Source organism: Streptomyces sp. NPDC031210 (assembly GCF_055570395.1).
Genome location: NZ_JBVIHH010000010.1, coordinates 205,374 through 230,252 on the forward strand (window position 1 = coordinate 205,374; position 24,879 = coordinate 230,252).

Annotated in this window: 21 protein-coding genes, 1 tRNA gene and 2 pseudogenes; 11 read left to right on the forward strand and 13 right to left on the reverse strand. The window is 71.4% G+C overall.

The features are described 5' to 3' along the window. Window positions 1-186: 186 nt before the first annotated feature. On the forward strand, window positions 187-1,020 hold the full coding sequence (locus ACZ45Z_RS20165; protein WP_468363967.1) for a methyltransferase domain-containing protein: 834 nt from the start codon (window positions 187-189) through the stop codon (window positions 1,018-1,020). Between the two features lie 360 nt (window positions 1,021-1,380). After that, the gene (locus ACZ45Z_RS20170; protein WP_468363970.1) at window positions 1,381-2,454 is read left to right on the forward strand and encodes a hypothetical protein; all 1,074 of its coding nucleotides are present in this window, start codon (window positions 1,381-1,383) and stop codon (window positions 2,452-2,454) included. A gap of 676 nt (window positions 2,455-3,130) precedes the next feature. Here ACZ45Z_RS20170 and ACZ45Z_RS20175 read toward each other — a convergent pair. The 5 genes and pseudogenes from ACZ45Z_RS20175 to ACZ45Z_RS20195 all read right to left on the reverse strand — a co-directional run. Next, window positions 3,131-3,667, reverse strand: a pseudogene (locus tag ACZ45Z_RS20175) (IS5 family transposase); the annotation flags it as partial. 15 nt (window positions 3,668-3,682) lie between these two features. Beyond that, window positions 3,683-4,225: pseudogene (locus tag ACZ45Z_RS20180) on the reverse strand (transposase); the annotation flags it as partial. Window positions 4,226-4,838: 613 nt separating this feature from the next. Further along, a tRNA-Pro gene (locus tag ACZ45Z_RS20185) sits at window positions 4,839-4,912 on the reverse strand. A gap of 12 nt (window positions 4,913-4,924) precedes the next feature. Further along, window positions 4,925-5,641: a Pr6Pr family membrane protein gene (locus ACZ45Z_RS20190; protein WP_468363973.1), complete on the reverse strand. Its 717-nt coding sequence runs from the start codon at window positions 5,639-5,641 to the stop codon at window positions 4,925-4,927. Window positions 5,642-5,969: 328 nt separating this feature from the next. Continuing rightward, window positions 5,970-6,899 carry a metallophosphoesterase gene (locus ACZ45Z_RS20195; protein ID WP_468363975.1) on the reverse strand — a complete coding sequence of 310 codons (930 nt, stop codon included), beginning with the start codon at window positions 6,897-6,899 and terminating at the stop codon, window positions 5,970-5,972. 135 nt (window positions 6,900-7,034) lie between these two features. Here ACZ45Z_RS20195 and ACZ45Z_RS20200 point away from each other — a divergent pair, with 135 nt between their 5' ends. Then, window positions 7,035-7,499: a GatB/YqeY domain-containing protein gene (locus ACZ45Z_RS20200; RefSeq protein WP_468363977.1), complete on the forward strand. Its 465-nt coding sequence runs from the start codon at window positions 7,035-7,037 to the stop codon at window positions 7,497-7,499. A 238-nt stretch (window positions 7,500-7,737) separates the two neighbouring features. Here ACZ45Z_RS20200 and ACZ45Z_RS20205 read toward each other — a convergent pair whose 3' ends face one another. Then, window positions 7,738-9,945, reverse strand: coding sequence for a transglycosylase domain-containing protein (locus ACZ45Z_RS20205; RefSeq protein WP_468363980.1), 2,208 nt, complete (start codon window positions 9,943-9,945; stop codon window positions 7,738-7,740). 382 nt (window positions 9,946-10,327) lie between these two features. Between ACZ45Z_RS20205 and ACZ45Z_RS20210 the strand changes: the two genes are divergently transcribed. Next, window positions 10,328-10,669, forward strand: a complete 342-nt coding sequence (locus tag ACZ45Z_RS20210) for a WhiB family transcriptional regulator (RefSeq protein ID WP_468363983.1) — start codon at window positions 10,328-10,330, stop codon at window positions 10,667-10,669. 378 nt (window positions 10,670-11,047) lie between these two features. Here the strand turns inward: ACZ45Z_RS20210 and bagB are convergent, their stop codons facing one another. Together bagB and bagA are read right to left on the reverse strand one after the other, a co-directional pair. Further along, a complete protein-coding gene (bagB, locus tag ACZ45Z_RS20215) occupies window positions 11,048-12,475 on the reverse strand; it encodes an ATPase BagB (RefSeq protein WP_468363985.1) in 1,428 nt (475 codons plus the stop codon). Further along, a complete protein-coding gene (bagA, locus tag ACZ45Z_RS20220; protein WP_468363987.1) occupies window positions 12,472-13,449 on the reverse strand; it encodes an ATPase BagA in 978 nt (325 codons plus the stop codon). The genes bagB and bagA overlap by 4 nt, the downstream gene beginning before the upstream one ends. Before the next feature lie 172 nt (window positions 13,450-13,621). On the opposite strand from bagA, the gene ACZ45Z_RS20225 reads away from it, so the two are divergent. The 4 genes from ACZ45Z_RS20225 (at window position 13,622) to ACZ45Z_RS20240 (ending at window position 16,206) form a co-directional block, all read left to right on the forward strand. Further along, window positions 13,622-13,783: a DUF4177 domain-containing protein gene (locus tag ACZ45Z_RS20225; protein ID WP_003975360.1), complete on the forward strand. Its 162-nt coding sequence runs from the start codon at window positions 13,622-13,624 to the stop codon at window positions 13,781-13,783. Beyond that, the gene (locus ACZ45Z_RS20230) at window positions 13,780-14,244 is read left to right on the forward strand and encodes a RidA family protein (RefSeq protein WP_468363990.1); all 465 of its coding nucleotides are present in this window, start codon (window positions 13,780-13,782) and stop codon (window positions 14,242-14,244) included. Before ACZ45Z_RS20225 ends, ACZ45Z_RS20230 begins: the two co-directional genes overlap by 4 nt. Before the next feature lie 160 nt (window positions 14,245-14,404). Then, window positions 14,405-15,379 carry an NUDIX hydrolase gene (locus tag ACZ45Z_RS20235; protein ID WP_468363993.1) on the forward strand — a complete coding sequence of 325 codons (975 nt, stop codon included), beginning with the start codon at window positions 14,405-14,407 and terminating at the stop codon, window positions 15,377-15,379. Further along, the gene (locus tag ACZ45Z_RS20240; RefSeq protein ID WP_468363995.1) at window positions 15,376-16,206 is read left to right on the forward strand and encodes an MBL fold metallo-hydrolase; all 831 of its coding nucleotides are present in this window, start codon (window positions 15,376-15,378) and stop codon (window positions 16,204-16,206) included. The genes ACZ45Z_RS20235 and ACZ45Z_RS20240 overlap by 4 nt, the downstream gene beginning before the upstream one ends. Before the next feature lie 98 nt (window positions 16,207-16,304). Here ACZ45Z_RS20240 and ACZ45Z_RS20245 read toward each other — a convergent pair whose 3' ends face one another. After that, window positions 16,305-17,138 (reverse strand): nucleotidyltransferase family protein, encoded by an 834-nt coding sequence (locus ACZ45Z_RS20245; protein ID WP_468363998.1) that lies wholly within the window; start codon window positions 17,136-17,138, stop codon window positions 16,305-16,307. Between the two features lie 131 nt (window positions 17,139-17,269). Then, a complete protein-coding gene (locus ACZ45Z_RS20250) occupies window positions 17,270-17,944 on the reverse strand; it encodes a Crp/Fnr family transcriptional regulator (RefSeq protein WP_006604164.1) in 675 nt (224 codons plus the stop codon). A gap of 478 nt (window positions 17,945-18,422) precedes the next feature. Here ACZ45Z_RS20250 and nth point away from each other — a divergent pair, with 478 nt between their 5' ends. The 3 genes from nth to ACZ45Z_RS20265 all read left to right on the forward strand — a co-directional run bounded on the left by nth (window position 18,423) and on the right by ACZ45Z_RS20265 (window position 21,364). Next, a complete protein-coding gene (gene nth / locus ACZ45Z_RS20255; RefSeq protein ID WP_468364196.1) occupies window positions 18,423-19,349 on the forward strand; it encodes an endonuclease III in 927 nt (308 codons plus the stop codon). Window positions 19,350-19,422: 73 nt separating this feature from the next. Continuing rightward, entirely contained in the window at window positions 19,423-20,151 is a 729-nt protein-coding gene (locus ACZ45Z_RS20260) for an NUDIX hydrolase (RefSeq protein ID WP_468364002.1), read from the forward strand. 13 nt (window positions 20,152-20,164) lie between these two features. Continuing rightward, on the forward strand, window positions 20,165-21,364 hold the full coding sequence (locus tag ACZ45Z_RS20265; RefSeq protein ID WP_468364005.1) for a MarP family serine protease: 1,200 nt from the start codon (window positions 20,165-20,167) through the stop codon (window positions 21,362-21,364). Window positions 21,365-21,732: 368 nt separating this feature from the next. Here the strand turns inward: ACZ45Z_RS20265 and ACZ45Z_RS20270 are convergent, their stop codons facing one another. From ACZ45Z_RS20270 to nhaA, 3 genes are read right to left on the reverse strand one after another with little or no spacing between them, the layout of a single operon-like run. After that, entirely contained in the window at window positions 21,733-22,659 is a 927-nt protein-coding gene (locus ACZ45Z_RS20270; RefSeq protein WP_468364007.1) for an alpha/beta fold hydrolase, read from the reverse strand. Further along, window positions 22,656-23,114: a phage holin family protein gene (locus tag ACZ45Z_RS20275; protein WP_468364010.1), complete on the reverse strand. Its 459-nt coding sequence runs from the start codon at window positions 23,112-23,114 to the stop codon at window positions 22,656-22,658. The genes ACZ45Z_RS20270 and ACZ45Z_RS20275 overlap by 4 nt, the downstream gene beginning before the upstream one ends. Before the next feature lie 45 nt (window positions 23,115-23,159). Further along, window positions 23,160-24,527, reverse strand: a complete 1,368-nt coding sequence (gene nhaA / locus ACZ45Z_RS20280) for a Na+/H+ antiporter NhaA (RefSeq protein WP_468364013.1) — start codon at window positions 24,525-24,527, stop codon at window positions 23,160-23,162. Window positions 24,528-24,879: the final 352 nt, after the last annotated feature.

Genomic DNA, 24,879 nt, shown 5'->3' on the forward strand with positions numbered 1-24,879 from the left:
CGGCCGCGGTGGCCACGTCAGGTGAGGTGGGTGCGTCGGGTGCGTCGGATGAATCAGGTGAGTGAAGGGAAGAGGGCGGGGCGGTCGGCCGGTCGGAGCCTGCGGTCTCGTCAGTCATGGGCCCATTCTGCGCCCGGCCGAAGATTTGCGTTGGCGAGGTCGCCAGGCTGTGGATAACTTCGCCGCATGCGAAGACACAACGGCCCCGACGACTGGCGAGAGGCCAACCGCGCGAACTGGGACGAGAGAGTGCCCATCCACAGCGCGAGCGATTATTACGACCGGGCCGGATTCCGCCGGGTGCGGGACGTGATCCGCGACTTCGAGATCGCGGAGGTCGGGGACGTCACCGGCCGTACGCTCCTCCACCTCCAGTGCCACTTCGGCCAGGACACGCTGTCCTGGGCCCACCGCGGTGCCGCCCACGTCGTCGGCCTGGACTTCTCGGAACCCGCCATCGAGACCGCGCGCGAGACGGCCGCCGAACTCGGCTACGGCCCGGACCGCGCGTCGTTCGTCGTCGCCGATGTCTACGACGCAGCCGAAGCCGTCCCCGACAGCTCCTACGACATCGTCTACACGGGCATCGGCGCCCTGAACTGGCTCCCGGACCTGGTCCTGTGGGCCGAGACCGCCGCCTCCCTCATCGCCCCCGGTGGCTTCCTCTACCTCGCCGAATTCCACCCGCTGTGCGACGCGTTGGACGAGGAAACCGGCTCGCGCGTCGTCCACGACTACTTCAGCCGCGACGCCTGGGTGGATGAGACCCCCGGCACCTACGCGGACTTCGACGCCCCGACGGTCAACAACCGCAGCGTCGAATGGCAGCACCCCCTCGGCGACGTCGTCACCGCCCTCGCCCGCACCGGCCTGCGCATCGACTTCCTGCACGAACACGACATGACGATGTTCCAGCGCTTCACCGCCCTACGCCGCCAGCCCGACGGCTACTACCGCTTCCCCGCCGACCGCCCCCGCATCCCCCTCATGTACTCCCTGAAGGCGAGCCGCACGGCCTGACCACGGCGGCCCGGGCCGTCCCCCGGCAGCCGCCCCCGTACGCGCCGAAGGCCGATCACCGCCTCCCGGGGCCTCCGACCCACCCCACCGCACTCCGACCGCCCGGCCCACCCCACGCCCCGGCCCACCCGACCCCACTCCTGGCCCATCACCACCCGCCATCCCCCACCCACCCCCGGCCCGCTAACCTTTCGGACCGGTCCGGCCAGCGGGCCCAGGCGGCCAGGGGTACCGATACCGGAGCCCCGACCGGCAGCCGGAACCGGCCGTAACCGTTATGGGCCCAACTCACCACTAACACCTGCCGCATGGGGAACCAGGCGGCACAGAACAACGGGGGTACACGTGCGGGTGCGACGAATGCGCATACGTATGGCCGGAGCCGCGAGTGCCGGCGCGTTCATGCTGCTGGCCGCGGGATGCGCGGGCGGGCCGGCGGCCAAGCAGGCACCTGGTGCCGCCGAGGCGGCCGCCGCCGCGAAGCCGCTGCCGATGAAGGCCACGCCCCGCCAGGCCACCTGGACGGGCACCGACGACAAGGCCCACCCGCTGCGTCTCACGCCCACCCGGCTGGCCCGGGGCGCGCAGTCCGATCTCGCGCGCATTCGGCTGGACGACGACCTCAAGGGGATGGTGCCGTACTACCTGACCTTCTCCTACACCAACACCGGCAAGGCCACGCTGAGCGGCGCCGACCCGTCGCGGAACTTCTCGGTCAACGGAGCGGACGGCCAGGCCGGCAAGCGGGTCTCGCTGTTCCAGAGCAACCCGCTCGCCACCAGTTCCGGACTGCCGGCCGGGTGCCGCGAGAGCGGCAAGGACAAGCTCGCCGCCGGTGCCGGCACGGCGGTCTGCCAGATCTTCATGCTCCCCCAGGGCCAGCAGCCGGCCACCGTCTCCTACAAGGACGGCGAAGGCGAGACCCTCCTCTGGGAGATCGACGGCGCCAAGGGCGGCGCCTCCAGCGCGGTGCTGCCCTCGGGCAAGCCCACCGAGGCCGTCACCGAAGACGTCGACAAGCACCCGGTGTCCCTCCACGTCACGCCGAAGGGCATTCGGACCGGCACCCTCGCCGACCTGAGCCGTTTCGACCTCGACGCGGACGAGAAGAAGCTGGTCCCGTACTACGTGCGCATGGAGTACCGGAACACCGGCAAGTACGACCTGCTGCCGAGCATGAACGACGGTGTGCTCCTGAGGACCGCCGGCGGGCAGCAGATCAGGAAGATGACCCTGATCGACATCGGTGGCCCCGGTGTGCCCCAGTGCCCCGCCGCCACCCCCAACAAGATGGTGAAGCCCGGCGCCACGGTGACCGAGTGCTCCATCCACATGCTCCCCAAGGGCGACCCGCCGGTCTCCCTCGTCTTCCAGGGCGACGGCAACAGCACCAAGCCGATCACCTGGCACACAAAGCCGGACACCACCAAGTAGCCAGGGGGCCTCGCACGGCCCCCCGCCCGTCCGGCTGGGCCCGATGGCGCCAGCCGACGGGCGGCGTCCCTGCCACCGCCGCGCGGACGGCGCCGGACGAACCTACCGGCGACTGCCATCTGCCGGTTGCCGTCTGCGGGCATACGCTCTGTTCGCGATGCTCCGATCCAGAAATGCATCAGGGCCGCTGACTCGCATGAGTCAGCGGCCCTGACTTCTTCCTTCAGCCGGAGTGGCGGGATTTGAACCCACGACCTCTTCGCCCCAAATGAGGTCCGGACAAGTTCCCCGCCAGCGTGAACGGGCCTCTGCGCTGGTCAGAGGCATAGTGTGGGTGGGCGTGGCGCGGACTCGGCGGGCCTCCGCGGGAAGATCATCTGTCCCGGTCGATGCGGTTCTCACGCAGTCGGCTCGCGGGACGAAGGGACGAGGGTCGACCAAAACCCTCCCCGTGGCGAGAAGCCACAGCCTAGAGCGATCCTACGCAGCGCACCCTCTCGGATTCGAGCCGATGACCTTCGCTTTACGGTCCGGGCGCATCAGTGCTTGGAGTGATCGCTCGTCACGGGAGCGGTGCACAGCCTGATTGCGGGGGTGCCACCAGTCTGCGGCCGCGACCTCTCGATGGCGCATCACACGGAGAGCCCGCCCTCTTGGGGCCTGTTCCAGGTTCGGATCATGTTGGACGGAGGCTGCGGATCCAGATCACGGCACCGCGTAAGTGGAGTCCAGCGAGGTAACTGGTGGCGGTCTTGTCGTAGCGGGTGGCCAGGCCCCGCCACTCCTTGATCTTGTTGATGCAGCGTTCGACGGTGTTGCGGTCCTTGTACAAGGCCGGATCGTGACCGACTGGGCGGCCACCACGTGAGCCCTTCTTCTTGCGGTTGGCGGCCTGGTCGGCCTTCTCCGGGATGACGCTGCGGATGCGGCGTGGCCACAGGTAGGCGAGGTTGGCGCGGGAGGAGTACGCCTTGTCCGCGGCGACGGCGCCGGGCCGGGTGCGCGGGCGCCCGACCGGGCCACGCACGCTGATGCCCTCCAGCACCGGGGCGAAGCGAGGGCTGTCTGCGGCCTGCCCCGGGGTGACGATGAATGACAGCGGCCGGCACCGGCGTTCGGCCGCGAGGTGGGTCTTGGTGGTCAGCCCGCCCCGGGAACGGCCCAGTTCAGCCGCGCGGAGCCGGGCTCTGCGCCGCCGCCGCGAACCCCGCCGCCCCCGCCAGGGGCACCCAACCCTGAGCCGCCACATCACGGCGTTGAACTGCCGCCGCAGGTCAGGAACCGGGCCGCGCTCGCCCACCGGCAAGAACGGCTCGACCAACTCCCATTCGGCATCCGAGAGATCACCACGCGCACCCTCGACAACTACCAGGCCCAGCCGCCCGGCACCGGCGAATCCCCAAACCAATGATCCGAACCTGCAACAGGCCCTAAGACCCCTGCCGACCTGCTCGCCCTCGCCAACGCGGCGGCGGCCGACGTCTCCTGAGCGGCCTTTGCGGCTTTGCGGCTGGTGGCAGCACAAGCCGTGCTTGCACGAATCCGCCTGCCGGCCGGCCCCAGTGGGCCGGCCGGCAGGCGGCGTGTAGGGCCGGGCCGGTATCGGTTCGGATGCGCCCGCCTGCGAACGCGGATGACCCAGCATGAGCGTTGTCCATCCTGATAGCCGTTGGGCTGCTTTGTTGCGTGCCCGAATCTGGCCACTCCATGGCCGCATCGATGGCGTGAGGGCCCAACTGGCAGTTCCACTGGTCGCGTTCGTATATCTCATACGGTTCGACGCGATCCCCCGCTGCGTTGTGGGCCTCCGATGCGCAGTGGCTTGGCGGAGCGAGCCGCGTAGGCCGGAGTCCAGAGGGAGGGCCTGGGCGTCTCGGCGAGACAGATGTACGCCTTCCACGGGTACTCCCGGCCGCCGGAGGCCGGATAACGGATCGCTTCGTTCTGCCAGATCCAGCCGTCCGCGTCGATGTCTCGGAACCCAAGCGAGCCAGGAAGGCTTCTGCTCGTGGACCGCTCGATCATGGGCACGCGTCGCCGTCCGAGTGGATTCGTACGAGAGCGACGATGCGGTCGGCCGCCAGGCTGGGATTCCCGTACCGGTCTCCAGGGACCGCGCGGGCCCTGGCCGGGCCGGGGACCGGCGGCGTCCTGAGTGGCTGAGTCTTGGTCCCCAAGCCGCCCTCGCAGGCGAGTTCACGGCTGGGATTGCGAACGCGCAGATGCGGTCAGCCCCGTGAGGCGCGCGCCACGCCTTTCCGGCGATCGTCTGCTGGGAGACCTCGGTCGAGATCTTGTCCCGGGTTTCTCCAAACGATCTCCAGGAACGAGTCAGGGGCCTGACCCACTGAGTGGATCAGGCCCCTGACTCGTTGTTTCTCCAGTCGGGGTGGCGGGATTTGAACCCACGACCTCTTCGTCCCGAACGAAGCGCGCTGCCAAGCTGCGCTACACCCCGAAGCAACGAGCTCTACTTTAGCGGACCGATCCCCGTAGGCGAAATCCGGTTGTTGTGGAGCCGGGGAGCGGGCCTGACCTGGTCGATCGCGATGGTGATCAAGGGGAGGAGGGAGGCGGTCAGGGCCAGGGGGAGCGCGTCCGGAGGCGGTCGGTCGGGGAGGAAGGTGAGGGCTAGGTAGAGGAGGGGGTAGGCCGGCCACTGCCAGGCGTAGGAGCGGCGGAAGCCTCGGGGGGTCGTCAGGAGCAGCCAGTCGGCGAGGGCTCCGAGGGGGGTGGCGATGGTGAGGAGCTGGATCGCGAGGGTGGGGGTGCCGGAGGGGGCGGTGCTGGGGGTGGGGACTGCGAAGGCGGTTGTGGCGTGGGCCAGGGAAGTGTGGTGGATGAGGGCGGCGAGGGTGAGGAAGACGAGGGTGGCGCCCGTGATGCGGGGGGATACGGGGCGGCGGCCCCTCCAGGAACGGTGGGCGGACCAGGTGAAGACGAGTGCCGCGGCCGTGTTCGCCTGAATGGTGAAGTGGCTGAGGAGGTGGGGGAGGGGGAGGTCGGGCGAGGCGATGGCTTGCACCCCGAGGCCGACGAGGGCGGCCGTGGCGATCAGGGCGCGGAAGGCGGCGGCCAGGGGGCGGCGGACGGTGGGGGCGACGGCTGCTGCCGGGGTCCGGTCGGCTGCGGCGGCCGGACCGGTCGCGTGGCGCGTGGACTGGGAGGTCCGGGTGGGATCGGACATCCCTCCACGGTAGGGGCCGGGAGGGTGGGTCCGGCAGCGGCACGGCCCTTCGGCCGGTTGTTCACGCCAGGTGGGTGGTGAGGGTGGGGGCGAGGGTGGGGAGGCGGGTGAGTGGGCGGGCTGGGCCTTGCGGTGCCGCGCACAAGGTGGGCCAGACCGTGCGGTGCACTGCGTAGGGCGCGTCAGGGCGCGTCAGGGCACGGGGGGCGGCCCGCCCCGTACGGGTCCGCCCAGCCTCTGCCCAATCCGTGAGCCGGTGAAGTCGTCCACGGATGCCCGGCCCCCCACTCGCCAGCCCCAGCCCCCGGCGTCCGAGTCGGCTGCCCCCTTACTCTCCTCGCCCCGTAAGGGTCAGCAGGGTTGCCTCCGGGGGGCAGGCGAAGCGGACGGGGGTGTAGCGGTTGGTGCCGCAGCCGGCGGAGACGTGGAGGTAGGAGGTGTTGCCGCCGGCGGTGTGGGTGGAGAGGCCCTTGACGCGGTTGGTGTCGATGTCGCAGTTGGTGACCAGGGCGCCGTAGAAGGGGACGCACAACTGGCCGCCGTGGGTGTGGCCGGCCAGGATCAGCGGGTAGCCGTCGGTGGTGAAGGCGTCCAGCGAGCGCAGGTACGGGGCGTGGACGACGGCCAGGGAGAGGTCGGCGCCGGATTCCGGGCCGCCGGCCACCTCGGCGTAGCGGTCGCGCTTGATGTGCGGGTCGTCCAGGCCGGTCAGGGCGATCTCGATGCCGTCGAGCTTGAGGCGGCCGCGGGAGTTGGACAGGCCGACCCAGCCGGCCGTGTCGAAGGCGTCGCGGAGGTCTTCCCAAGGGTTGTGGACGGCGCCGACGGCCGGCGCGTTTCCGTTGAGGCCGTGCCGGCCCTGGACCTTCTCGATCAGATAGCGGGCGGGGTTGCGCAGCTTCGGGCCGTAGTAGTCGTTGGAGCCGAAGACGTACGCGCCGGGGAACTCCATCAGGGGGCCGAGGGCGTCCAGGGTCTCGGGGACGCCCTCGGTGTCGGAGAGGTTGTCGCCCGTGTTGATGACGAAGTCGGGGCGCAGGCCGGCGAGGGACTGCAGCCAGCGCTGCTTCTTGCGCTGCCCGCTGACCATGTGGATATCGGAGACCTGTAGGACGCGCAACGGCCGCATACCGGGGGGCAGCACGGGCACGGTGACGCGCCGGAGGCGGAAGGAGCGGACTTCGAAGCCGGCGGCGTAGGCCAGGCCGGCCGCGCCGACTGCGGTCAGGGACAGAGGTACTCCGTATCGCGCGCGCATGTCGTCCATCGTCGCAGAGTGGCGCCCGACCCGGCGAGGAGGGAGGAGGAGGGAGTACGAGGGCCAGGGGGGCGGTGGCCGGGGGTGGGGGAAAAGGCGCGGCGGTTGTCGGTGGGGGCGGGCATACTCGGGGGTATGACCACGCTCAAGTCCAAGCTGCACGACGACCTCACCACCGCGATCAAGGCGCGTGACGAGCTGCGTTCCGCCACCCTCCGCCTCACGCTGACCGCGATCCAGAAGGAGGAGGTCTCGGGCACCGCGGCGCGCGAGCTGTCCGACGCCGAGGTCGAGAAGATCATCGCGCGGGAGGCGAAGAAGCGCCGCGAGGCCGCGGAGGCGTTCGACAAGGGCGGCCGGAGCGAGTCCGCGGAGCGTGAGCGCGCCGAGGGCGAGTTGCTCGCCGGCTACCTCCCCCAGCCGCTGACGGACGAGGAGCTGGAGAGCCTGGTCGCGGAGGCCGTGGCGGAGGCCAAGGGTGCCGGGGCCGAGGGCCCGCGGGCGATGGGCGCCGTGATGAAGATCGTCAACCCGAAGGTGGCGGGGCGTGCCGATGGCGGCCGGGTCGCCGCGGCGGTGAAGAAGCTGCTCGCGGGCTGAGGGGACTCTCCCCGAGGGGCTGGTGCCTCCTCCAGGGCTCCAGGGCTCCGGTGCTTCCAGCGCCCTGCTGTGCCCTCCACGTTGCGGGCCCCTCCGGTGTCTGCAGCGTGGGGGGCACGTTCGTATGCCGGTGCCGCGTCAGGATTCTTAGCGGCCGGCCGCTAGGGGCGGGCGGCCCCGGTGCAGGGTGGCGAGTGCCGACCGGTCGCCCTGGCCGCGCCTCGCCCTCCCGCATCACTCACCAACCCCCGTTGCCCCCACCCAGGATGTCGGGGAAGTCGGGAAGGTCCCACTTGCCGCCCGGCTTGTTGTCGCCGCCGTGGCCGCCCCGGCCCGGCTTCTGGTCGCCGTTCCCGCCGTCGCCGTCCTTGTGCCCGCCCTTGCCGGTGTCCTTCTTCGGATCGTCGATCGGGACGGTGGGCAGCGCCGGTGAGGGGCGGCCGGCGAGGGCGCCGGTCATCGCGTCGCGCCAGATGGGGCCCGGCGTGTCGGCGCCGTAGACCTTCTCGTGGTAGCTGCCGCCGATGCTGATGTCGTACATCTTGCGCTGGTGGCGCGGGTCGCCGACCCAGACGGCGCCGGCCGCGTTCGGGGTGTAGCCCACGAACCAGGCGGCGTAGCGGCTGTCGCTGGTGCCCGTCTTGCCGGCGCTGTCGCGTCCGCGGAGCCCGGCCTGCTTGCCGGTGCCGTCCTCGACGACGCCCTTGAGGAGGGTGTTGATCGTCTCCGCGGTCTTCTGCGACATCGCGCGCCGGCAACTGGAGCGCGGGACGGTCATCTCCTTGCCCTGCGGATCGGTGATCGACTCGATGGCGACGGGGGAGCAGTACCGGCCGCCGTCGGCGAAGGAGGCGTAGCCGGCGGCCATCGTCAGCGGTGACATCTCCTGCACGCCGAGCGTCATGGAGGGGACCTCCTGCAGCTTCTTGCCGTCGGCCCGCTCGATGCCCATGCGCTGGGCCATCTTGACCGCCGGGCAGATGCCCATGTCGCTGATCAGTTGCACGAAGTAGGTGTTGACCGACTTCGCGGTCGCCTCCTTCATGCCGTAGGGGCCGACCTCCCGCTTGTTCTCGTTCTGGGTGGTCTCCGTGCCCTGCCACTCGCCGTCGCAGGTCCGGACGGGGCTCGGGTACGGCATCCGGTACGGCGACGAATACCGCTGGTACGGGCTGGTGCCCTGCTCCAGCGCCGCCGCCGCGATGACCGGCTTGAAGGTCGACCCGGGCTGGTAGCCGGCGCCGCCGCCCATGTTGCTGTCCACCGACAGGTTGATCGTGGTCTGGTTCTCGCGGAAGCCGTAGGGGCGGGACTGGCCCATGCCGAGGATCTTGCCGGTGCCCGGCTCGACGATGGTCGCGGCGCTGGCGACCGGATCGTCCTTGTAGACGTGCTTGCCGATCGACGCCTGGATGGACTTCTGCGTCTGCGGATCGAGGGTGGTGCGGATCGTCATCCCGCCCTGGTTCCAGCGGTGGGAGCGGACCTTGCGGGTCTTGCCGAACGCCTTGTCGTCGAGGAACACCTCGCGGACGTAGTCGCAGAAGAAGCCGGCGCCGGTGGTGGCGGTGATGCAGCCGTTCTTCGGGCGGCTGACCGACAGTTCGATGGGCTTACGGGCGGCCGCTTCGGCCTGCGCGCGGGTGATGTCCTTGACGTCGGCCATCCGCCGGAGCACGGTGTTGCGCCGCCGGGTGGCTTCCTGGGGGGCGCTGACCGGGTCGTAGCGGCTCGGCGACTGGACGAGGCCGGCCAGCAGGGCCGCCTCCTCCAGCCTCAGGTCCTTGGCGTGCTTGCTGAAGTACCGCTGGGAGGCCGCCTCGACGCCGTACGCCTGCTGCCCGAAGAAGGTGATGTTGAGGTAGTTCTGCAGGATCTTGCGCTTGCCGAGCTCCTGCTCCACCTGGATCGCGTACTTCAGTTCCTTGATCTTGCGGCCGATGGTCTGCTGAGTGGCCTGCGCGATCTTGTCCGCGTCGTTGCCCGCCTCCTCGACGAAGACGTTCTTCACGTACTGCTGCGTCAGCGTCGAGGCGCCCTCGGAGACGCCGCCGCTGCGGGCGTTCTTGTTGACCGCCCGCAGGATGCCCTTCAAGTCGATCGCGCCGTGCTCGTAGAAGCGCGCGTCCTCGATCGCGACGATCGCCTTCCGTATGTACGGCGACATGTCCTTCAGGCCGATGACCGTGCGGTCGCGGGAGTAGACCTTCGCGATCTCGCCGCCGCCGGCGTCCAGGATGGTGGTGCGCTGGCTGAGCGGCGGCGTCTTGAGGTTCGCGGGAATGTCGTCGAAGCCCTCGACGGATCCCTTCGCCACGAGGCCGAGAGCCCCCGCGGCGGGAAGCGCGAGGCCGGCGAGCACCGCCCCGGCGAGGACGCTGACACCGAGGAACTTGGCGGCCTGCTGGGTCTTGGTAGGGCCCCCGCCGTCGCGCTTCTTAGGCATAAGGGCAGCCTACGTTCTCAATCGCCGGACAGGGGCGCACCTGTTCGCTTAGCCTGTTCACACCTGCCTCAACCGAATGGTTACGCCCCGGTTCGTCAAGCCCCTCTCCCCCTGCGGACCATGTCTCTCCCGCTCCTGTCCGTCAGCCGAAACCCCATGTGGCGGCGGCGAACTGTCCTCCTTGTGAGGAAAGTGACGGATGCCGTCGGGTCACTCCGTTGGGTGATCTGCCGCGTACGCATAGTCCGTTCGGGCCATTCAAGATTGGGCCCGAAGGGGGTGTTGCGCCCTGCCCGCCTTCCGTAACGTCCTCAACTGGCAACGGTGAATATGCCGTTTGCCGCCGTGGGGGAGCCTCGATTCGGGAGAGGACGGCGCCAGCATGAGCTGGGTAACCGACTGGAGCGCACAGGCAGCCTGCCGCACCACTGATCCGGACGAACTGTTCGTTCAGGGGGCGGCACAAAACCGTGCCAAGGCGGTGTGCACCGGATGTCCGGTGCGCACGGAGTGCCTGGCCGATGCCCTGGACAACCGCGTGGAGTTCGGCGTCTGGGGCGGCATGACAGAGCGGGAGCGGAGGGCGCTGCTGCGCCGCCGCCCGACCGTCACGTCATGGCGTCGGCTGCTGGAGACAGCGCGCACGGAATACGAGCACAGCACGGGCGTCCTGCCGGTGGGCTGTGAGGAAGAGGTCTTCGACGAGTACGCCGCGGTCGGCTAGCCGGACGAGCGGAGCGGGGCGTTCCGGGCAGGGCGCTCCGAGTGACGCCGCTTCGAGTAGAGCCCCTTCGAGTAGAGCCGCTTCGGGAAAACCGCTTCGAGCGGGCGCCATGGGACGGCAGGGTGTGGCGCCGCGTCCGCCGATGCGGCCGGCGGCTGTGGCCTGCCCTGTGAACAGCTCTTCGGTCGGTCCTGCCTACGTCCGCTGGGCCTGCCTGCGGCAGCGCTCGCGGCCTAGGGCGGTGTGGGCCTACGGCTGCGGTTCGGGGCCTCCGGCTGTGGTGGCTGTGGTGAGGGCATACGGCTGTGGTTCGGGTCGGTGCACCCGGCGCTGTGGTCAGCCGTCGGGTCAGCGGTCGTCAGAGCAGCGGTCGTCGGGTCAGCTTTCGTCCTCGGGGACGGCCGGGCCGAGGGCGAGGCGGTCGCCGATCGCGCGCAGGCCGGCCAGGTCGTGGACGTCGCCGGGCAGCGCGGCGACCTCCGTCACCGGGACCTCGGGGTGCAGTGCGGTGAAGCGGTCCCGGGTGCGGCGTTCGCGCGCGAGGACCTGCATGCGTTCGGCGTGCAATCGGAGCAGCCCGGCGGCGAGTTGCGCCGCCGAGGCCGGAGGGGATGCGAGGTGCTCCGCCGCGGCGACGGGGGAGAGGCCACCGGCGGTCTGTAGTCCAGCTTTCCCGCCGCCGAGATCCACAATGCCCGCCGGTTCAAGATTTTCGGCAGCGGCGGTGGAGGCATCCATTTCCGTCTCCACGTCCGCTTCCACGGCCGCTGCCCTGCCCGTGCGAACGGCCTCGTCGGCGCGCTCGTCGGCAGCCGCCTCGGCGTCCGCGCCGGTGTCCTCCGCCATGCGGTCCGTCAGGGTTTCCGCCGCCGCCAGGGCGCGCTCGGCGCTGAGTTGGGCCGCGCCGCTGCCGTGCACCCTGTTCAGCACCAGGCCGGCCAGCGGCATCCGCTCGGCGGCCAGCCGCTCGACGAAGTACGCCGCCTCGCGCAGCGCGTCCCGCTCCGGCGCGGCCACCACGAGGAAGGCCGTACCGGGCGCCTGGAGCAGCCGGTAGGTGGCGTCCGCGCGGGTGCGGAAGCCGCCGAACATGGTGTCCATCGCGGCTACGAACGTCTGGACGTCCCGCAGGAGTTGGCCGCCCATCAGTTTGCTGAGAGTGCCGGTCATCATCGACATGCCGACATTGAGGAACTTCATGCCGGCCCGCCCGCCGACCTTGGCCGGCGCCATCAGGATGCGGATGAACTTGCCGTCCAGGAAGGAGCCGAGGCGCTTGGGTGCGTCCAGGAAGTCCAGCGCGGAACGGCTCGGCGGGGTGTCGACGATGATCAGGTCCCACTCGTCGCTGGCGCGGAGCTGGCCGAGCTTCTCCATGGCCATGTACTCCTGCGTGCCCGCGAAACCGGCCGACAGGGACTGGTAGAAGGGGTTCTCCAGGATCGCGCGGGCCCGGTCGGCGTCGGCGTGCCCCTCGACGATCTCGTCGAAGGTGCGCTTCATGTCCAGCATCATCGCGTGCAGTTCGCCGCCCGCGCTCTCGTCCACGCCCTTGACCCGCCGGGGGACGTTGTCGAGCTCGGAGATCCCCATCGACTGCGCGAGCCGCCTGGCGGGGTCGATGGTCAGCACGACGGCCTTGCGGCCGCGCTCGGCGGCGCGTACGCCCAGCGCCGCGGCGGTCGTGGTCTTGCCGACGCCGCCCGAGCCGCAGCACACCACGATGCGGGTGCGCGGGTCGTCGATCAGCGCGTCGACCTCGAGCCAGGGGGCCGAGGCATCCAGCGTGGTGTCGTCCGAGGTCATATGGGCCCCTGTTTCCGCAGGTCTCTCGCCAGGCGGTAGAGCCCGGCGAGGTCCACTCCCTCGGGGAGCAGCTCCAATTCATAGGTGGGCAGGCCGAGGGCGGTCAGCTCGGCGTGCTGGGCGCGCTCCAGATCGACCCGTTCGGCGTGTTCGCGGGCCTGCTCAAGCAGCGGGTCGATCAGCCGCTCCGCCAGGCCGCCGCGGCGGGCGCCGCCCAGCCCGGCCCCGGACAGCGCCTTGGCGATGCCCGTACGGGCGCCCCGGGCCGCGATGTCGAGGTCGCCGGTGTCCAGCACGGCCGGGCGGGTCATGTTGATGACGACGCCGCCCACCGGGAGCCCGGCGGCGCGCAGCTCCACGACACCGTCCGCGGTCTCCTGGACCGGCATCTCCTCCAGGAGGGTCACCAGATGCACCGCGGTCTCGGGGGACTTCAGGACGCGCATCACCGCCTGCGCCTGATTGTGGATCGGGCCGATCTTCGCCAGCCCGGCCACCTCGTCGTTGACGTTCAAGAAGCGGGTGATGCGGCCGGTCGGCGGGGCGTCCATGACGATGGCGTCGTAGACGAACCGGCCGCTCTTGTCCTTGCGGCGCACCGCCTCGCACGCCTTGCCGGTCAGCAGCACGTCGCGCAGGCCGGGCGCGATGGTCGTGGCGAAGTCGATCGCGCCGAGCTTTTTCAGGGCCCGGCCGGCGCTGCCGAGTTTGTAGAACATCTGGAGGTAGTCCAGGAGGGCGCGCTCGGCGTCGATGGCCAGGGCGTGCACCTCACCGCCCCCTGGGGCCACGGCGATTTTGCGTTCCTCGTAGGGAAGCGCTTCGGTCTCGAACAACTGGGCGATGCCCTGCCGGCCCTCGACCTCGACCAGGAGGGTGCGTCGTCCCTCGGTGGCCAGGGCGAGGGCGAGGGCAGCGGCGACCGTGGTCTTGCCGGTGCCGCCCTTGCCGCTGACGACATGGAGCCTGCTCACGCCAAGGAGCCTAACCAGTCCGCGTCGCGCCTACGCACGGGATGGGCCCGGTAGACCCCCAGGTTCTGCCGGGAGGGTCTCAGGGACGGGGCCGGGGATCTCCCCTAGGGGAAGGGGCCGGGCGCGGCGGGGGCCGTGCCCGGCCGACCTGGACAGGTATTACGCTCGGCCCATGACCAAGTGGGAATACGCGACCGTACCGCTGCTCGTGCACGCGACGAAGCAGATTCTGGACACCTGGGGCGAGGACGGCTGGGAGCTCGTCCAGGTCGTTCCGGGTCCGAACAACCCCGAGCAGTTGGTGGCCTACCTCAAGCGGGAGAAGCAGGCGTGAGCGCGATCGAGGAGAAGATCGCCGAGCTCGGCCTGAAACTGCCCCAGGTCGTGCCGCCGCTGGCCGCCTACCAGCCCGCGGTGCGCTCGGGCAGTTACGTCTTCACCGCCGGCCAACTGCCGATGGTGGACGGCGCCCTGCCGGCCACCGGCAAGGTCGGCGCCGAGGTCAGCCCCGAGCGGGCCAAGGAACTCGCCGCGACCTGCGCGCTGAACGCGCTGGCCGCCGTGAAGTCGGTGCTCGGCGACCTGGACAAGATCCAGCGGGTCGTCAAGGTCGTCGGCTTCGTGGCCTCCGCGCCGGACTTCACCGGTCAGCCGGGGGTCGTCAACGGCGCCAGCGAGCTGCTGGGCGAGATCCTGGGCGACAAGGGCGTGCACGCCCGGTCCGCGGTGGGCGTGACGGTCCTGCCGCTCGACTCGCCCGTCGAGGTCGAGATCCAGGTCGAGGTCGCGGACTAGCGGGTCGCTAGAACGGCCGGGTGGACCGGCCGGGTGGACCGGCCGTCGGACGGCGGCCGGACCGGCACCGGGCCCGGGCCGTGGCCCATAAGGACCCATGGTCCCGATCTGGGCCGGAGGGCCCCTCGAACATCCGCCCGTGAGCGCATAGCATCCGGCCATGTCGTCGACGACCAATGGCCAGTGGTATCCGCCGGAATGGCCCGCCCGCATCCGGGCGCTCGCGAACGGCGAGGTGACCCCGGCCACGCCCCGGCGGGCCGCCACCGTCCTGCTGCTGCGGGACGCGCCCCCCGGCTCCACCGCGGCGGCCGCCGACGAGGGCGGCCCCGCCGTCCACATGCTGCGCAGACGCGCCTCCATGGCCTTCGCCGGGGGCGCGTACGCCTATCCGGGCGGCTCCGTCGACCCCCGGGACGAGGCGCCGGTCGCCTGGGCCGGGCCGTCGCGCACCCAGTGGGCCGTCCGGATGGGCGTCGACCCGGCGGCCGCGCAGGCCATCGTCTGCGCGGCGGTCCGCGAGACCTTCGAAGAGGCCGGTGTCCTGCTCGCCGGCGGTTCGCCCGACACGGTCGTCGCCGACACCACCGGTGAGGACTGGGAGGCGGACCGGGCGGCGCTGGTCGCCCACGAACTATCGTTCGCCGAGTTCCTGGGGCGGCGCGGGCTGATCCTGCGCTCGGACCTGCTCGGCGCGTGGGCCCGCTGGATCACCCCGGAGTTCGAACCGCGGCGCTACGACACCTGGTTCTTCGTCGCCGCGCTCCCCGAGGGCCAGCGCACCCGCAACGCCTCCACGGAGGCCGACCGCGCCGTGTGGATCCGCCCGGGGGAGGCCGCCGCCGGCTACGACCGCGGTGAGCTGCTGATGATGCCGCCGACCATCGCGACGCTGCGCCGCCTCCAGGAGTACGACACCGCCGCCGGGGCACTGGCCGCCGCGCCGGCCCAGGACCTGACGCCCGTACTGGCCCGCGCCGAGCTCGTGGACGGCCGGATCGTGCTGAGCTGGCCGGGCCACGACGAGTTCACCAAGTACATCGCACCGACGGACGACGGCCCCGGGGACGGCACCCCCGCCGCACCTGACGGCCTGTCCGGCACCACCGGCGCCCCGGGAGGGACCCCCGCATGACCGAAGCAGCAGCCCTCCCCGGCCAGCCCCGCGGCGGCGTCATCGCGGGCCGCGCCACGGCGCGTGCGTACTGCGTGCTGGCACCGAACCCGTCGGCGATGACGCTGGACGGGACCAACACCTGGATCCTCGCCGAGCCGGACTCCGACCTCGCGGTCGTCATCGACCCCGGGCCGCTCGACGAGTCCCACCTCCAGGCCGTCGTCGACACCGCCGAACGGGCCGGCAAACGCGTCGCGCTGACCCTGCTGACCCACGGTCACCCCGACCACGCGGCCGGCGCGGCACGGTTCGCCGAGCTGACCCGTACGGCCGTACGGGCGCTGGATCCGGCGCTGCGGCTCGGCGGCGAGGGGCTCGCGGCCGGCGAGGTCATCACCACCGGCGGGCTGGAACTGTGCGTGGTGCCGACCCCGGGGCACACCGCCGACTCGTTGTCGTTCCACCTTCCGGCCGACGGCGCCGTGCTGACCGGCGACACGATCCTGGGCCGCGGCACCACATTGGTCGCGCACCCCGACGGGCGGCTGGGCGACTACCTGGACTCGCTGCGCCGACTGCGCTCCCTCACCGTGGACGACGGCGTCTCGACGGTTCTGCCGGGCCACGGGCCGGTGCTGAACGACGCCCAGGGAGCGGTGGAGTTCTACCTGGCGCACCGCGCCAACCGGCTCGCCCAGGTGGAGACGGCGGTCGAATCCGGCCATCGCACGCCCGCCGAGGTCGTCGCCAGCGTCTACGCGGACGTCGACCGGTCCCTGTGGCCGGCCGCCGAGCTGTCCGTCCGGGCGCAGCTCGACTATCTGGGCGAGCACGGGCTGATCTGAGCCGTCCGGGAAGGGGCCCGCCGGGGCACGGGCGGTCCGGCCGGGGCACGGGCGGGCGGGTCCGCACGGACACCGCCAGGGCTGGCGCCCCGCTCCTCCTACGGGCGGGGTGCCTTCGGCCCGTGGACGGCCAGGTACTCGTCCGCCAGCCAGGGCGCGAGGCCGGTGAGCAGCTCGTCGAGCAGGGCGGGATCCGCGCCGGGCGTACGGGCCGCACGCGCCGCCGCGCGCATCTGGCGGGCGTGCGCCGGGTAGTAGCGGCCGAACACTTCGGCGGAGGCGTCGAGATCGCTCGTCCAGCCACCCCAGCGCGGCATGACGAGCGTGCACCCGGTGCGGACGAGTTTGCGGGCCACGGACCGGGTCAGCCGGTGCCGCTCGGCGGCGGAGCGGACCGTGGCGGCCCTCTCCCGCAGGCCGGGCAGCAGGCGGAAGAGGTCGCCGTTGGTCTCGCGGGCCAGGAGCGAGGTGGGGCGGTACCGGGGCAGCCGCTCGGCGAGGTCCGGGCCCGCCAGCGGCGTGCACAGGCAGGCGACGAACCATCCCAGGTCGTAGCGCTCCCGCTCGCTCAGCAGCCGTTCGACGCCGACGAGGAGGATCCCGGCGCCGTCGATCTGCGGGAAGGCGGCGTCCAGGGCCTCCTCCACGGCGCGGGCGGCGGCGTGGTCGGCGGCGGTCGGGCTGGTACGCGGCGCGAGCAGCACGTCCAGGTCCGAGCGGCCGGGGACGGCCGTGCCACGCGGGACGCTGCCGTAGAGGTAGGTGCTGGTGAGGCGGTCCGGGCCGAAGTGGTCGGCGAGGTGGGCGCGCAGTGCCGCGACGACGGGCGCGAAGGTCGCCGGGACGCGGTCGAGCGCCCCCTCGCGGAGGAGGTAGCCGTCGTCGTCCAGGCCGGTGCCCGAGGGCAAGCCGTCGGGTGTGGTGTCGCGCATGGCGCCACTGTGGCGGGCGGGTCGCCGGACGGCGAGCGAATTGTGCGGGGGTGGCGGGGGTGGCGGGGCAAGCGAAGGGCCCCGCCGGAGCGGGGCCCTTCGGTCACTACGGGTGGGCGCGGGGCCCGGGGTCAGCGCGAGCGCTTGGCCAGGCGTTCGACGTCCAGCAGGATCACGGCGCGCGCCTCCAGGCGCAGCCAGCCGCGGCCGGCGAAGTCCGCGAGTGCCTTGTTGACCGTCTCGCGGGAGGCGCCCACAAGCTGGGCGAGCTCCTCCTGCGTCAGGTCGTGCACGACGTGGATGCCCTCCTCGGACTGCACGCCGAAGCGGCGCGAGAGGTCCAGCAGGGCGCGCGCGACGCGGCCCGGGACATCCGAGAAGACCAGGTCGGACATCTGGTCGTTGGTCTTGCGCAGTCGGCGGGCGACCGCGCGCAGCAGGGCCGTGGCCACCTCCGGGCGGGCGTTCAGCCAGGGCTGAAGGTCGCCGTGGCCCAGGCCGAGCAGCTTGACCTCGGTGAGGGCCGAGGCGGTGGCCGTGCGCGGGCCCGGGTCGAAGAGGGAGAGCTCACCGATGAGCTCGCCGGGGCCGAGGACGGCGAGCATGTTCTCGCGGCCGTCCGGGGAAGTGCGGTGCAGCTTCACCTTGCCCTCGGTGACCACGTACAGGCGGTCGCCGGGGTCCCCTTCGTGGAACAGGGCGTCGCCGCGGGCGAGCGTGACCTCTCCCATTGAGGCGCGCAGCTCGGCCGCCTGCTCGTCATCGAGCGCCGCGAAGAGCGGTGCGCGCCGCAGAACGTCGTCCACGAGATCTCTCCTTGTCGACATGCTCCGGGGGACTGTGGTCCCCATCATGCCGGAATGCAAAACAGTGCGATCAATCACAAGTTTGCCGGACCCGTGGCCCGAGCCATACGGCAGGGGGCCGATTGGGGTCACGAATCACAGTGATCGAGTCGGATGTCAGTGGGTGGCCTTAGTCTGGCCGAGTGTCCAATACGCCGGTGAGAGCACGGGAATGGGGGCTGAGCGAGTGAGCGCGAGGCGCGATTCCGCTGTGGGCGAACACCCGTACACCAACGCGGCGGATGCGGATAAAAGTAACAAATCGCCCTCCAGGGTGATGTCCGCCCGAAGGGTGGCGGAGCGGGATCCCGGCGCGTCGGGACCGCCGGCGACGGACCCGACCGCGAAGGACGCTACCGCGAAGATCGCCCCGCGCAAGCCCGCGGTGGCCGAGATCTCAGTCGGCGGCGGCGCGGCGGACGTGCCCGTGGACACGACCGTGGACAGGACTCCGCCGGACAGCAGCCCGGCAGGAAAGAAGGCCGCCGTGAACGAAAACCCCGAGAAGCCGGCGGCGGCCAAGAAGACCGCCCCGAAGAAGACCGCCGCCAAGAAGACCGTCACGAAGAAGACCGCAGCCAAGAAGGCCCCCGCCCGCAAGCCCGAGTCGCGGGCCGCCATGGTCCGGCGGGCCCGGAGGATCAACCGCGAGCTGGCCGAGCTGTATCCGTACGCCCACCCGGAGCTGGACTTCACCAACCCCTTCGAGCTGCTGGTCGCGACGGTGCTGTCCGCGCAGACCACCGACCTTCGGGTCAACCAGACCACCCCGGGCCTGTTCGCGGTCTGCCCGACGCCCGAGGACATGGCCGCGATGGACCCGGAGCGGCTGGAGGAGCTGATCCGCCCGACCGGTTTCTTCCGGGCCAAGACCAAGGCGCTGATCGGCCTGTCCACCGCGCTGCGCGACCGCTTCGGCGGCGAGGTGCCGGGCCGGCTGGAAGATCTCGTCACGCTCCCCGGTGTCGGCCGCAAGACCGCCAACGTCGTCCTGGGCAACGCCTTCGGTGTCCCCGGCATCACCGTCGACACCCACTTCGGCCGCCTCGCGCGCCGTTTCGGCTGGACCACCCAGGAGGACGCGGAGAAGGTCGAGGCGGATGTCGCCGCGATCTTCCCCAAGACCGAGTGGACGATGCTCTCGCACCGCGTCGTCTTCCACGGCCGCCGCGTCTGCCACTCCCGCAAGCCGGCCTGCGGCGCCTGCGCCATCGCCCCGCTCTGCCCGTCCTACGGCGAGGGCGAGACCGACCCGGAGAAGGCGAAGAAGCTGCTCAAGTACGAGCTGGGGGGCCGGCCGGGCCAGCGGCTGAAGCCGCCGCCCGACTATCCGGGACAGCCCGCGCCCCCGATGGCGGCCCCATGACGCGAGCCGCGGTGCGGGCGCGGGCGAGCCACCGGGGGACCGACCATTCCAGCCAGGGCCTGAGGGGGCGCGTATGACGAGTGCACGGGAGCAGTACGGCGAGATGACCGATCCCCGCGGCGAGACGGCGTTCGACCGAAGGGTCGCGGTCACGGCCGACGGCCTGCCCGAGTGGCTGGCCCCGGTGGCCCGCGCGGCTCTGACGATCGAGCCGCGCCAGCTCAGCCGCTTCCTGCCGCCGGAGAGCGGCGGCCGGCAGTCCGCGGTGCTGATCCTCTTCGGGCACGGCCCGCGCGGCCCCGAGCTGCTGCTCATGGAGCGGGCCGGCACCCTGCGCTCGCACGCCGGCCAGCCCTCCTTCCCCGGTGGCGCCCTGGACGCGGCGGACGGTGATCCCGAAGGGCAGGGCCCGGTGCGGGCCGCGCTGCGCGAGGCCCAGGAAGAGACCGGACTCGATCCCTCGGGCGTCCAGGTCTTCGGCGTGCTGCCGCGGCTCTACATCCCCGTCAGCGGCTTCGTCGTCACGCCCGTCCTGGGCTGGTGGCGCGAGCCGAGCCCGGTCGGCGCGGTGGACCAGGCGGAGACCGCCCGGGTGTTCACCGTTCCCGTGGCGGATCTCACGGACCCGGCACACCGCGTGACGACGCGTCACCCCAGCGGCCACGTCGGCCCCGCCTTCCTCGTGGAGGATGCCCTGGTATGGGGCTTTACGGCGGGCGTCATCGACCGGCTGCTGCATTACGCGGGGTGGGAGATTCCGTGGGACCGTGACAAGCAGGTCCCACTCGACTGGCGCTCGTGAGACGGTGTCGGGCGTGAACGTCCTGGACATCTTGCTGCTGGTCGCGGCCGTGTGGTTCGCGATCATCGGCTATCGGCAAGGTTTCGTCGTCGGCATCCTGTCCGTGATCGGCTTCCTCGGAGGCGGCCTGATCGCGGTCTATCTGCTGCCCGTGATCTGGAACGAGATCACCGACGACGCGACGCCCGGCACCTTCGCGGCCATCGCCGCCGTGGCCATCGTGATCGTGTGCGCGTCCGTGGGCCAGGCGCTCACCACCCACCTGGGCAACAAGCTGCGCCGTCACATCACCTGGTCCCCGGCCAGGGCGCTGGACGCGACCGGCGGCGCGCTGGTCAACGTGCTGGCGATGCTGCTCGTCGCCTGGCTGATCGGCTCCGCGCTGGCCGGCACGTCCCTGCCGACGCTGGGCAAGGAGGTCCGTAACTCCAAGGTGCTGCTGGGCGTGTCCCGGGTGATGCCTCCACAGGCCAGCACCTGGTTCGCCGACTTTTCCTCGGTCCTGGCGCAGAACGGCTTCCCGCAGGTCTTCACACCGTTCTCCAACGAGCCGATCACCTCCGTCCCGGCGCCGGACCCGCGGCTCGCCACGAGCCCGGTGACGGCGCGCGCCCAGCGCAGCATCGTCAAGGTCGTCGGCACGGCACCCGGCTGCGGCAAGGTCCTCGAAGGCAGCGGCTTCGTCTTCGGCCGCCACCGCGTGATGACCAACGCCCACGTCGTCGGCGGCGTCGACGAACCGACCGTCCAGGTGGGCGGCGAGGGGCGCCGCTACGACGCCAGGGTCGTGCTCTACGACTGGGAGCGCGATATCGCCGTGCTGGACGTCCCCTCGCTCCGCGCCCCCGCACTGCGGTTCGCCGCCCCGGACGCGCGCAGCGGCGACAGCGCCATCGTCGCCGGCTTCCCCGAGGACGGCGGCTACGACGTCCGCCCCGCCCGGATCCGCGGCCGCATCCAGGCCAACGGCCCGGACATCTACCACCGCGGCACGGTCGGGCGCGATGTGTACTCCCTCTACGCCACGGTGCGGCAGGGCAACTCCGGTGGCCCGCTGCTCACCCCCAAGGGTGAGGTCTACGGCGTGGTGTTCGCGAAGTCGCTGGACGACTCCCAGACCGGCTACGCGCTGACCGCCGACGAGGTCCGCGAGGACGTGACCAAGGGGCGCACGGCCGAGCGGGAGGTCGACAGCCAGGGCTGCGCGATCTGAGAGGCGGGCGGCGGCTCAGCCGCGGGGATGGCGCAGGCGCGCGCTCATCCAGCGCGCTCTGCGGCGCAGGATGAGCGGAATGCCCATCGGGGGGTGCGCCGGATCGGGGGAGCCGCCGGACCTGAGATCCGGAGCGCCCCTGTCCTGAGTGCCGACCGCAGCGGCGCTGCTGCGGCGGTTGCGTGCCACGTCACGGTAGTCGTGCGTCCAGCCCATACCCACGTCTCTGCCCGGGCCCCAAGGTCCGTAACCGCCTGGGGGGCCGCCAATTGGCCTATGCGCCAGGCAAGTGGCCGTTCGTCGGACGTATGTTCGGGTACGTCTTCGGGGCGCTTCGCGAGCCGCCGGTCCACGCCGGGGGCGCCGCGTCACCGGTCCGGTTCGGGGTCCTTGAGCCAGTTGATCAGTTCGGTGGAGAAGGCCACCGGGTCCTCTTCGTGCGGGAAGTGGCCGAGCCCGTCGAACAGCCGCCAGCGGTACGGCGCCTCGACGTACTCCCCGGAACCGGCGGCGCTGCGGGTGCTCATCACCGGATCGAGCGACCCGTGCAGATGCAGCGTCGGGACGCGCACCGGCATCTTCATCCGCCGGTTGAACTGGATTCCGTCCGGACGCGCCATCGAGCGCACCATCCAGCGGTACGGCTCGATCGAGCAGTGCGCCGTCGAGGGAATGCTCATCGCCCGCCGGTAGACGCCGACGGCGTCGTCCTGAGGGGGCCGCGGTCCGGACCAGTCGCGGATCATGCGGCCGACCAGCGCCGCGTCGTCCGCCGTCAGAGCGCGCTCGGGCAGCCAGGGGCGCTGGAAGTTCCAGATGTGCGAACTGCGCCTGCTCTGCCGGACGTCGGCGAGCATCGCCGAGCGCCAGCGCCGCGGGTGCGGCATCGAGGACACCGCGAGCCGGCGCACCAGCTTGGGGCGCATGACGGCCGCCGTCCAGGCCAGGTAGCCGCCCAGGTCGTGCCCGACGAGCGCGGCGTCCGACTCGCCCAGGGACCGGATGACGCCGGTGATGTCGAGGGCGAGGTTCGCCGGGTCGTAGCCGCGGGGGGTGCGGTCGCTGCCGCCGACGCCCCGCAGGTCCATCGCGACGGCGCGGAAGCCGGCGTCGGCGAGCGCGGGCAGTTGGTGGCGCCAGGTCCACCAGAACTGCGGAAAGCCGTGCAGCAGCAGCACCAGGGGGCCGTCGCCCATCTCGGCGATGTGGAAGCGCGCGCCGTTGGCGGCGACATCGCGGTGCGACCAGGGCCCGTCGAGCTGTACGACCGAGGTGGTGCTGTCGGGGGCTGTCATACCGATGAGCGTGTCACAGACTCCAGGACCGGGTGGTCCGCGGCCGTCACGCGCGGGTGCGGCTTGGCCTTTTGGAGTACGGCCGCGGTCTGCCGGGCCGAGTTCATGGACCTCTCCGGCTTCTTGATCTTCTTGAGCTTGACGAGGGCGACGGCCACCAGAAGGCCGGCGAGGACCAGGAACGCGCCGCCCACGATCAGGAAGGACCAGGCGAGGCCGAGGCCGAGGTTGTGGATGCCGTAGGCCGCCGCGAAGCTCAGCACCGGCAGGGCGAACAGGCCCAGCGCACCGGCCGCCATGAAGGCCGCGCTGCCGATGCCCGCCCGCTTGGCGTCCTGGCGCAGTTCGGCCTTGGCCAGGGCGATCTCGTCGTGCACCAGTGCGGACATCTCGGCGGTGGCCGTGGCCACCAGTTGCCCGAGGCTGCGGTCCCTGCCGTCGTCGGCTGCGCTCATCGCCGTCTCCCTCTTGTCGTCACCCGGATGTGCAAGCCTCTCAGATCATGCCGGACCATCGTCCCCGGCGTCCGTGCCGGCGGCCACTTCGGCAAGGCGGCGGTGTTCGGCGGCCTTCGCTTCGTGGATCGCGGCCATCCGCAGGTGGTATTCGGGGTTGTCGCGTTCGTAGATGTCGGGGATGCCGTCCTGGTCCTCGTCCCGTTCCTCTTCCTCGTACAGCTCGCGGTACTTGTTGTTGCGCAGCTTGAGCAGGGTGCCCGCGAGGACGGCGGCGAGCAGCGAGCCGATCAGCACCGCCGCCTTGATCTCGGCGGTGAGCGTGAGGTCCTCGGTGAAGGCGAGTTCGCCGATGAGCAGGGAGACGGTGAAGCCGATGCCGGCCAGAGAGGCGACGGCGAAGACGTCCGGCCACTTCAGGTCCGGGTTGAGCGTCGCCTTGGTGAAGCGGGCGGTGGCCCAGGTGCCGGCGAAGATGCCGAGCGCCTTGCCCACGACCAGGCCCAGGACGACACCGAGCGTCTCGGGCCGGGTGAAGACCGCGTGGACGGCGCCGCCGGAGAGGGAGACGCCGGCGGAGAAGAGGGCGAAGACCGGTACGGCGAAGCCGGCCGACAGCGGGCGGACGAGGTGCTCGATGTGTTCGCCGGGGGAGTGCCGCTCGCCGTCGCGGCGGGTGCAGCGCAGCATCAGGCCCATGGCGACGCCCGCGATGGTGGCGTGCACCCCGCTGTTCTCCATCAGGGCCCAGATGACCAGGGCCAGCGGAACGTAGACGTACCAGCCGCGGACGCCCTTGCGCAGCAGCAGGTAGAACACCGCGAGGCCGGCGAAGGCGAGGCCGAGGGCCAGGAAGTTGATCTGCGAGGTGAAGAAGACGGCGATGATCAGGATGGCGAAGAGGTCGTCGACGACCGCGAGGGTGAGCAGGAACGCGCGCAGCGCGGACGGCAACGACGTGCCGATGACGGCGAGGACGGCCAGCGCGAAGGCGATGTCGGTGGCGGTGGGGACCGCCCAGCCCTGCGACGAGCCGCCGCCGAGGGTGGTGACGACGACGTAGACGAGCGCGGGCGTCACCATCCCGCAGAGCGCGGCGCTCACGGGGAGGGCGGCGGCCTTGGGGTCGCGCAGTTGGCCGGCGACCAGTTCACGCTTGAGCTCGATGCCGGCGACGAAGAAGAAGACGGCCAGCAGGCCGTTGGCGGCCCAGTGCTGGAGCGAGAGGTCCAGCCCGAGCCAGGCGGGGCCGAGGTGGAAGTCGCGCAGCGCCTCGTAACTGCCGCTGAGGGTGTTGGCCCAGATCAGGGCGGCGACGGCGGCGACGAGGAGCAGGATGCCGCCGACGGTTTCGGTGCGCAGCGCGTCCGCGAGGAAGTTCCGCTCGGGCAGCGGCATGCGTCCGAGAAACATCGGACGACGGTTGGTGGACGCGCTCACGCGGGAACCTCCGGCCATTTCGGCAACTGTGTACGGCTGTTGCAGTTGCCGACCAGACTTCCCGGCGCACCCAGATTCTTAGCGTGTCATTGACGCGGTTCCACCCTACCCGTTCGGGCGCGGGGCTGTCCGGCGAACCTCACCTTACGGGCATATCGGGCGGTGGGTCGCCGGCCGTGACCGGAGCCGGGACGCCGGGAAGGCCGCGAGGGGGGGGCGGGCAGGAAAGCCAACCATCTCCCCCCCCCCCCCCCCCCCCCCCCCCACCCCCCCTCGTTCCGCCCCTGAATTGTTCCCGTGGTCAGGCCCCCACAAAGACGCCCGT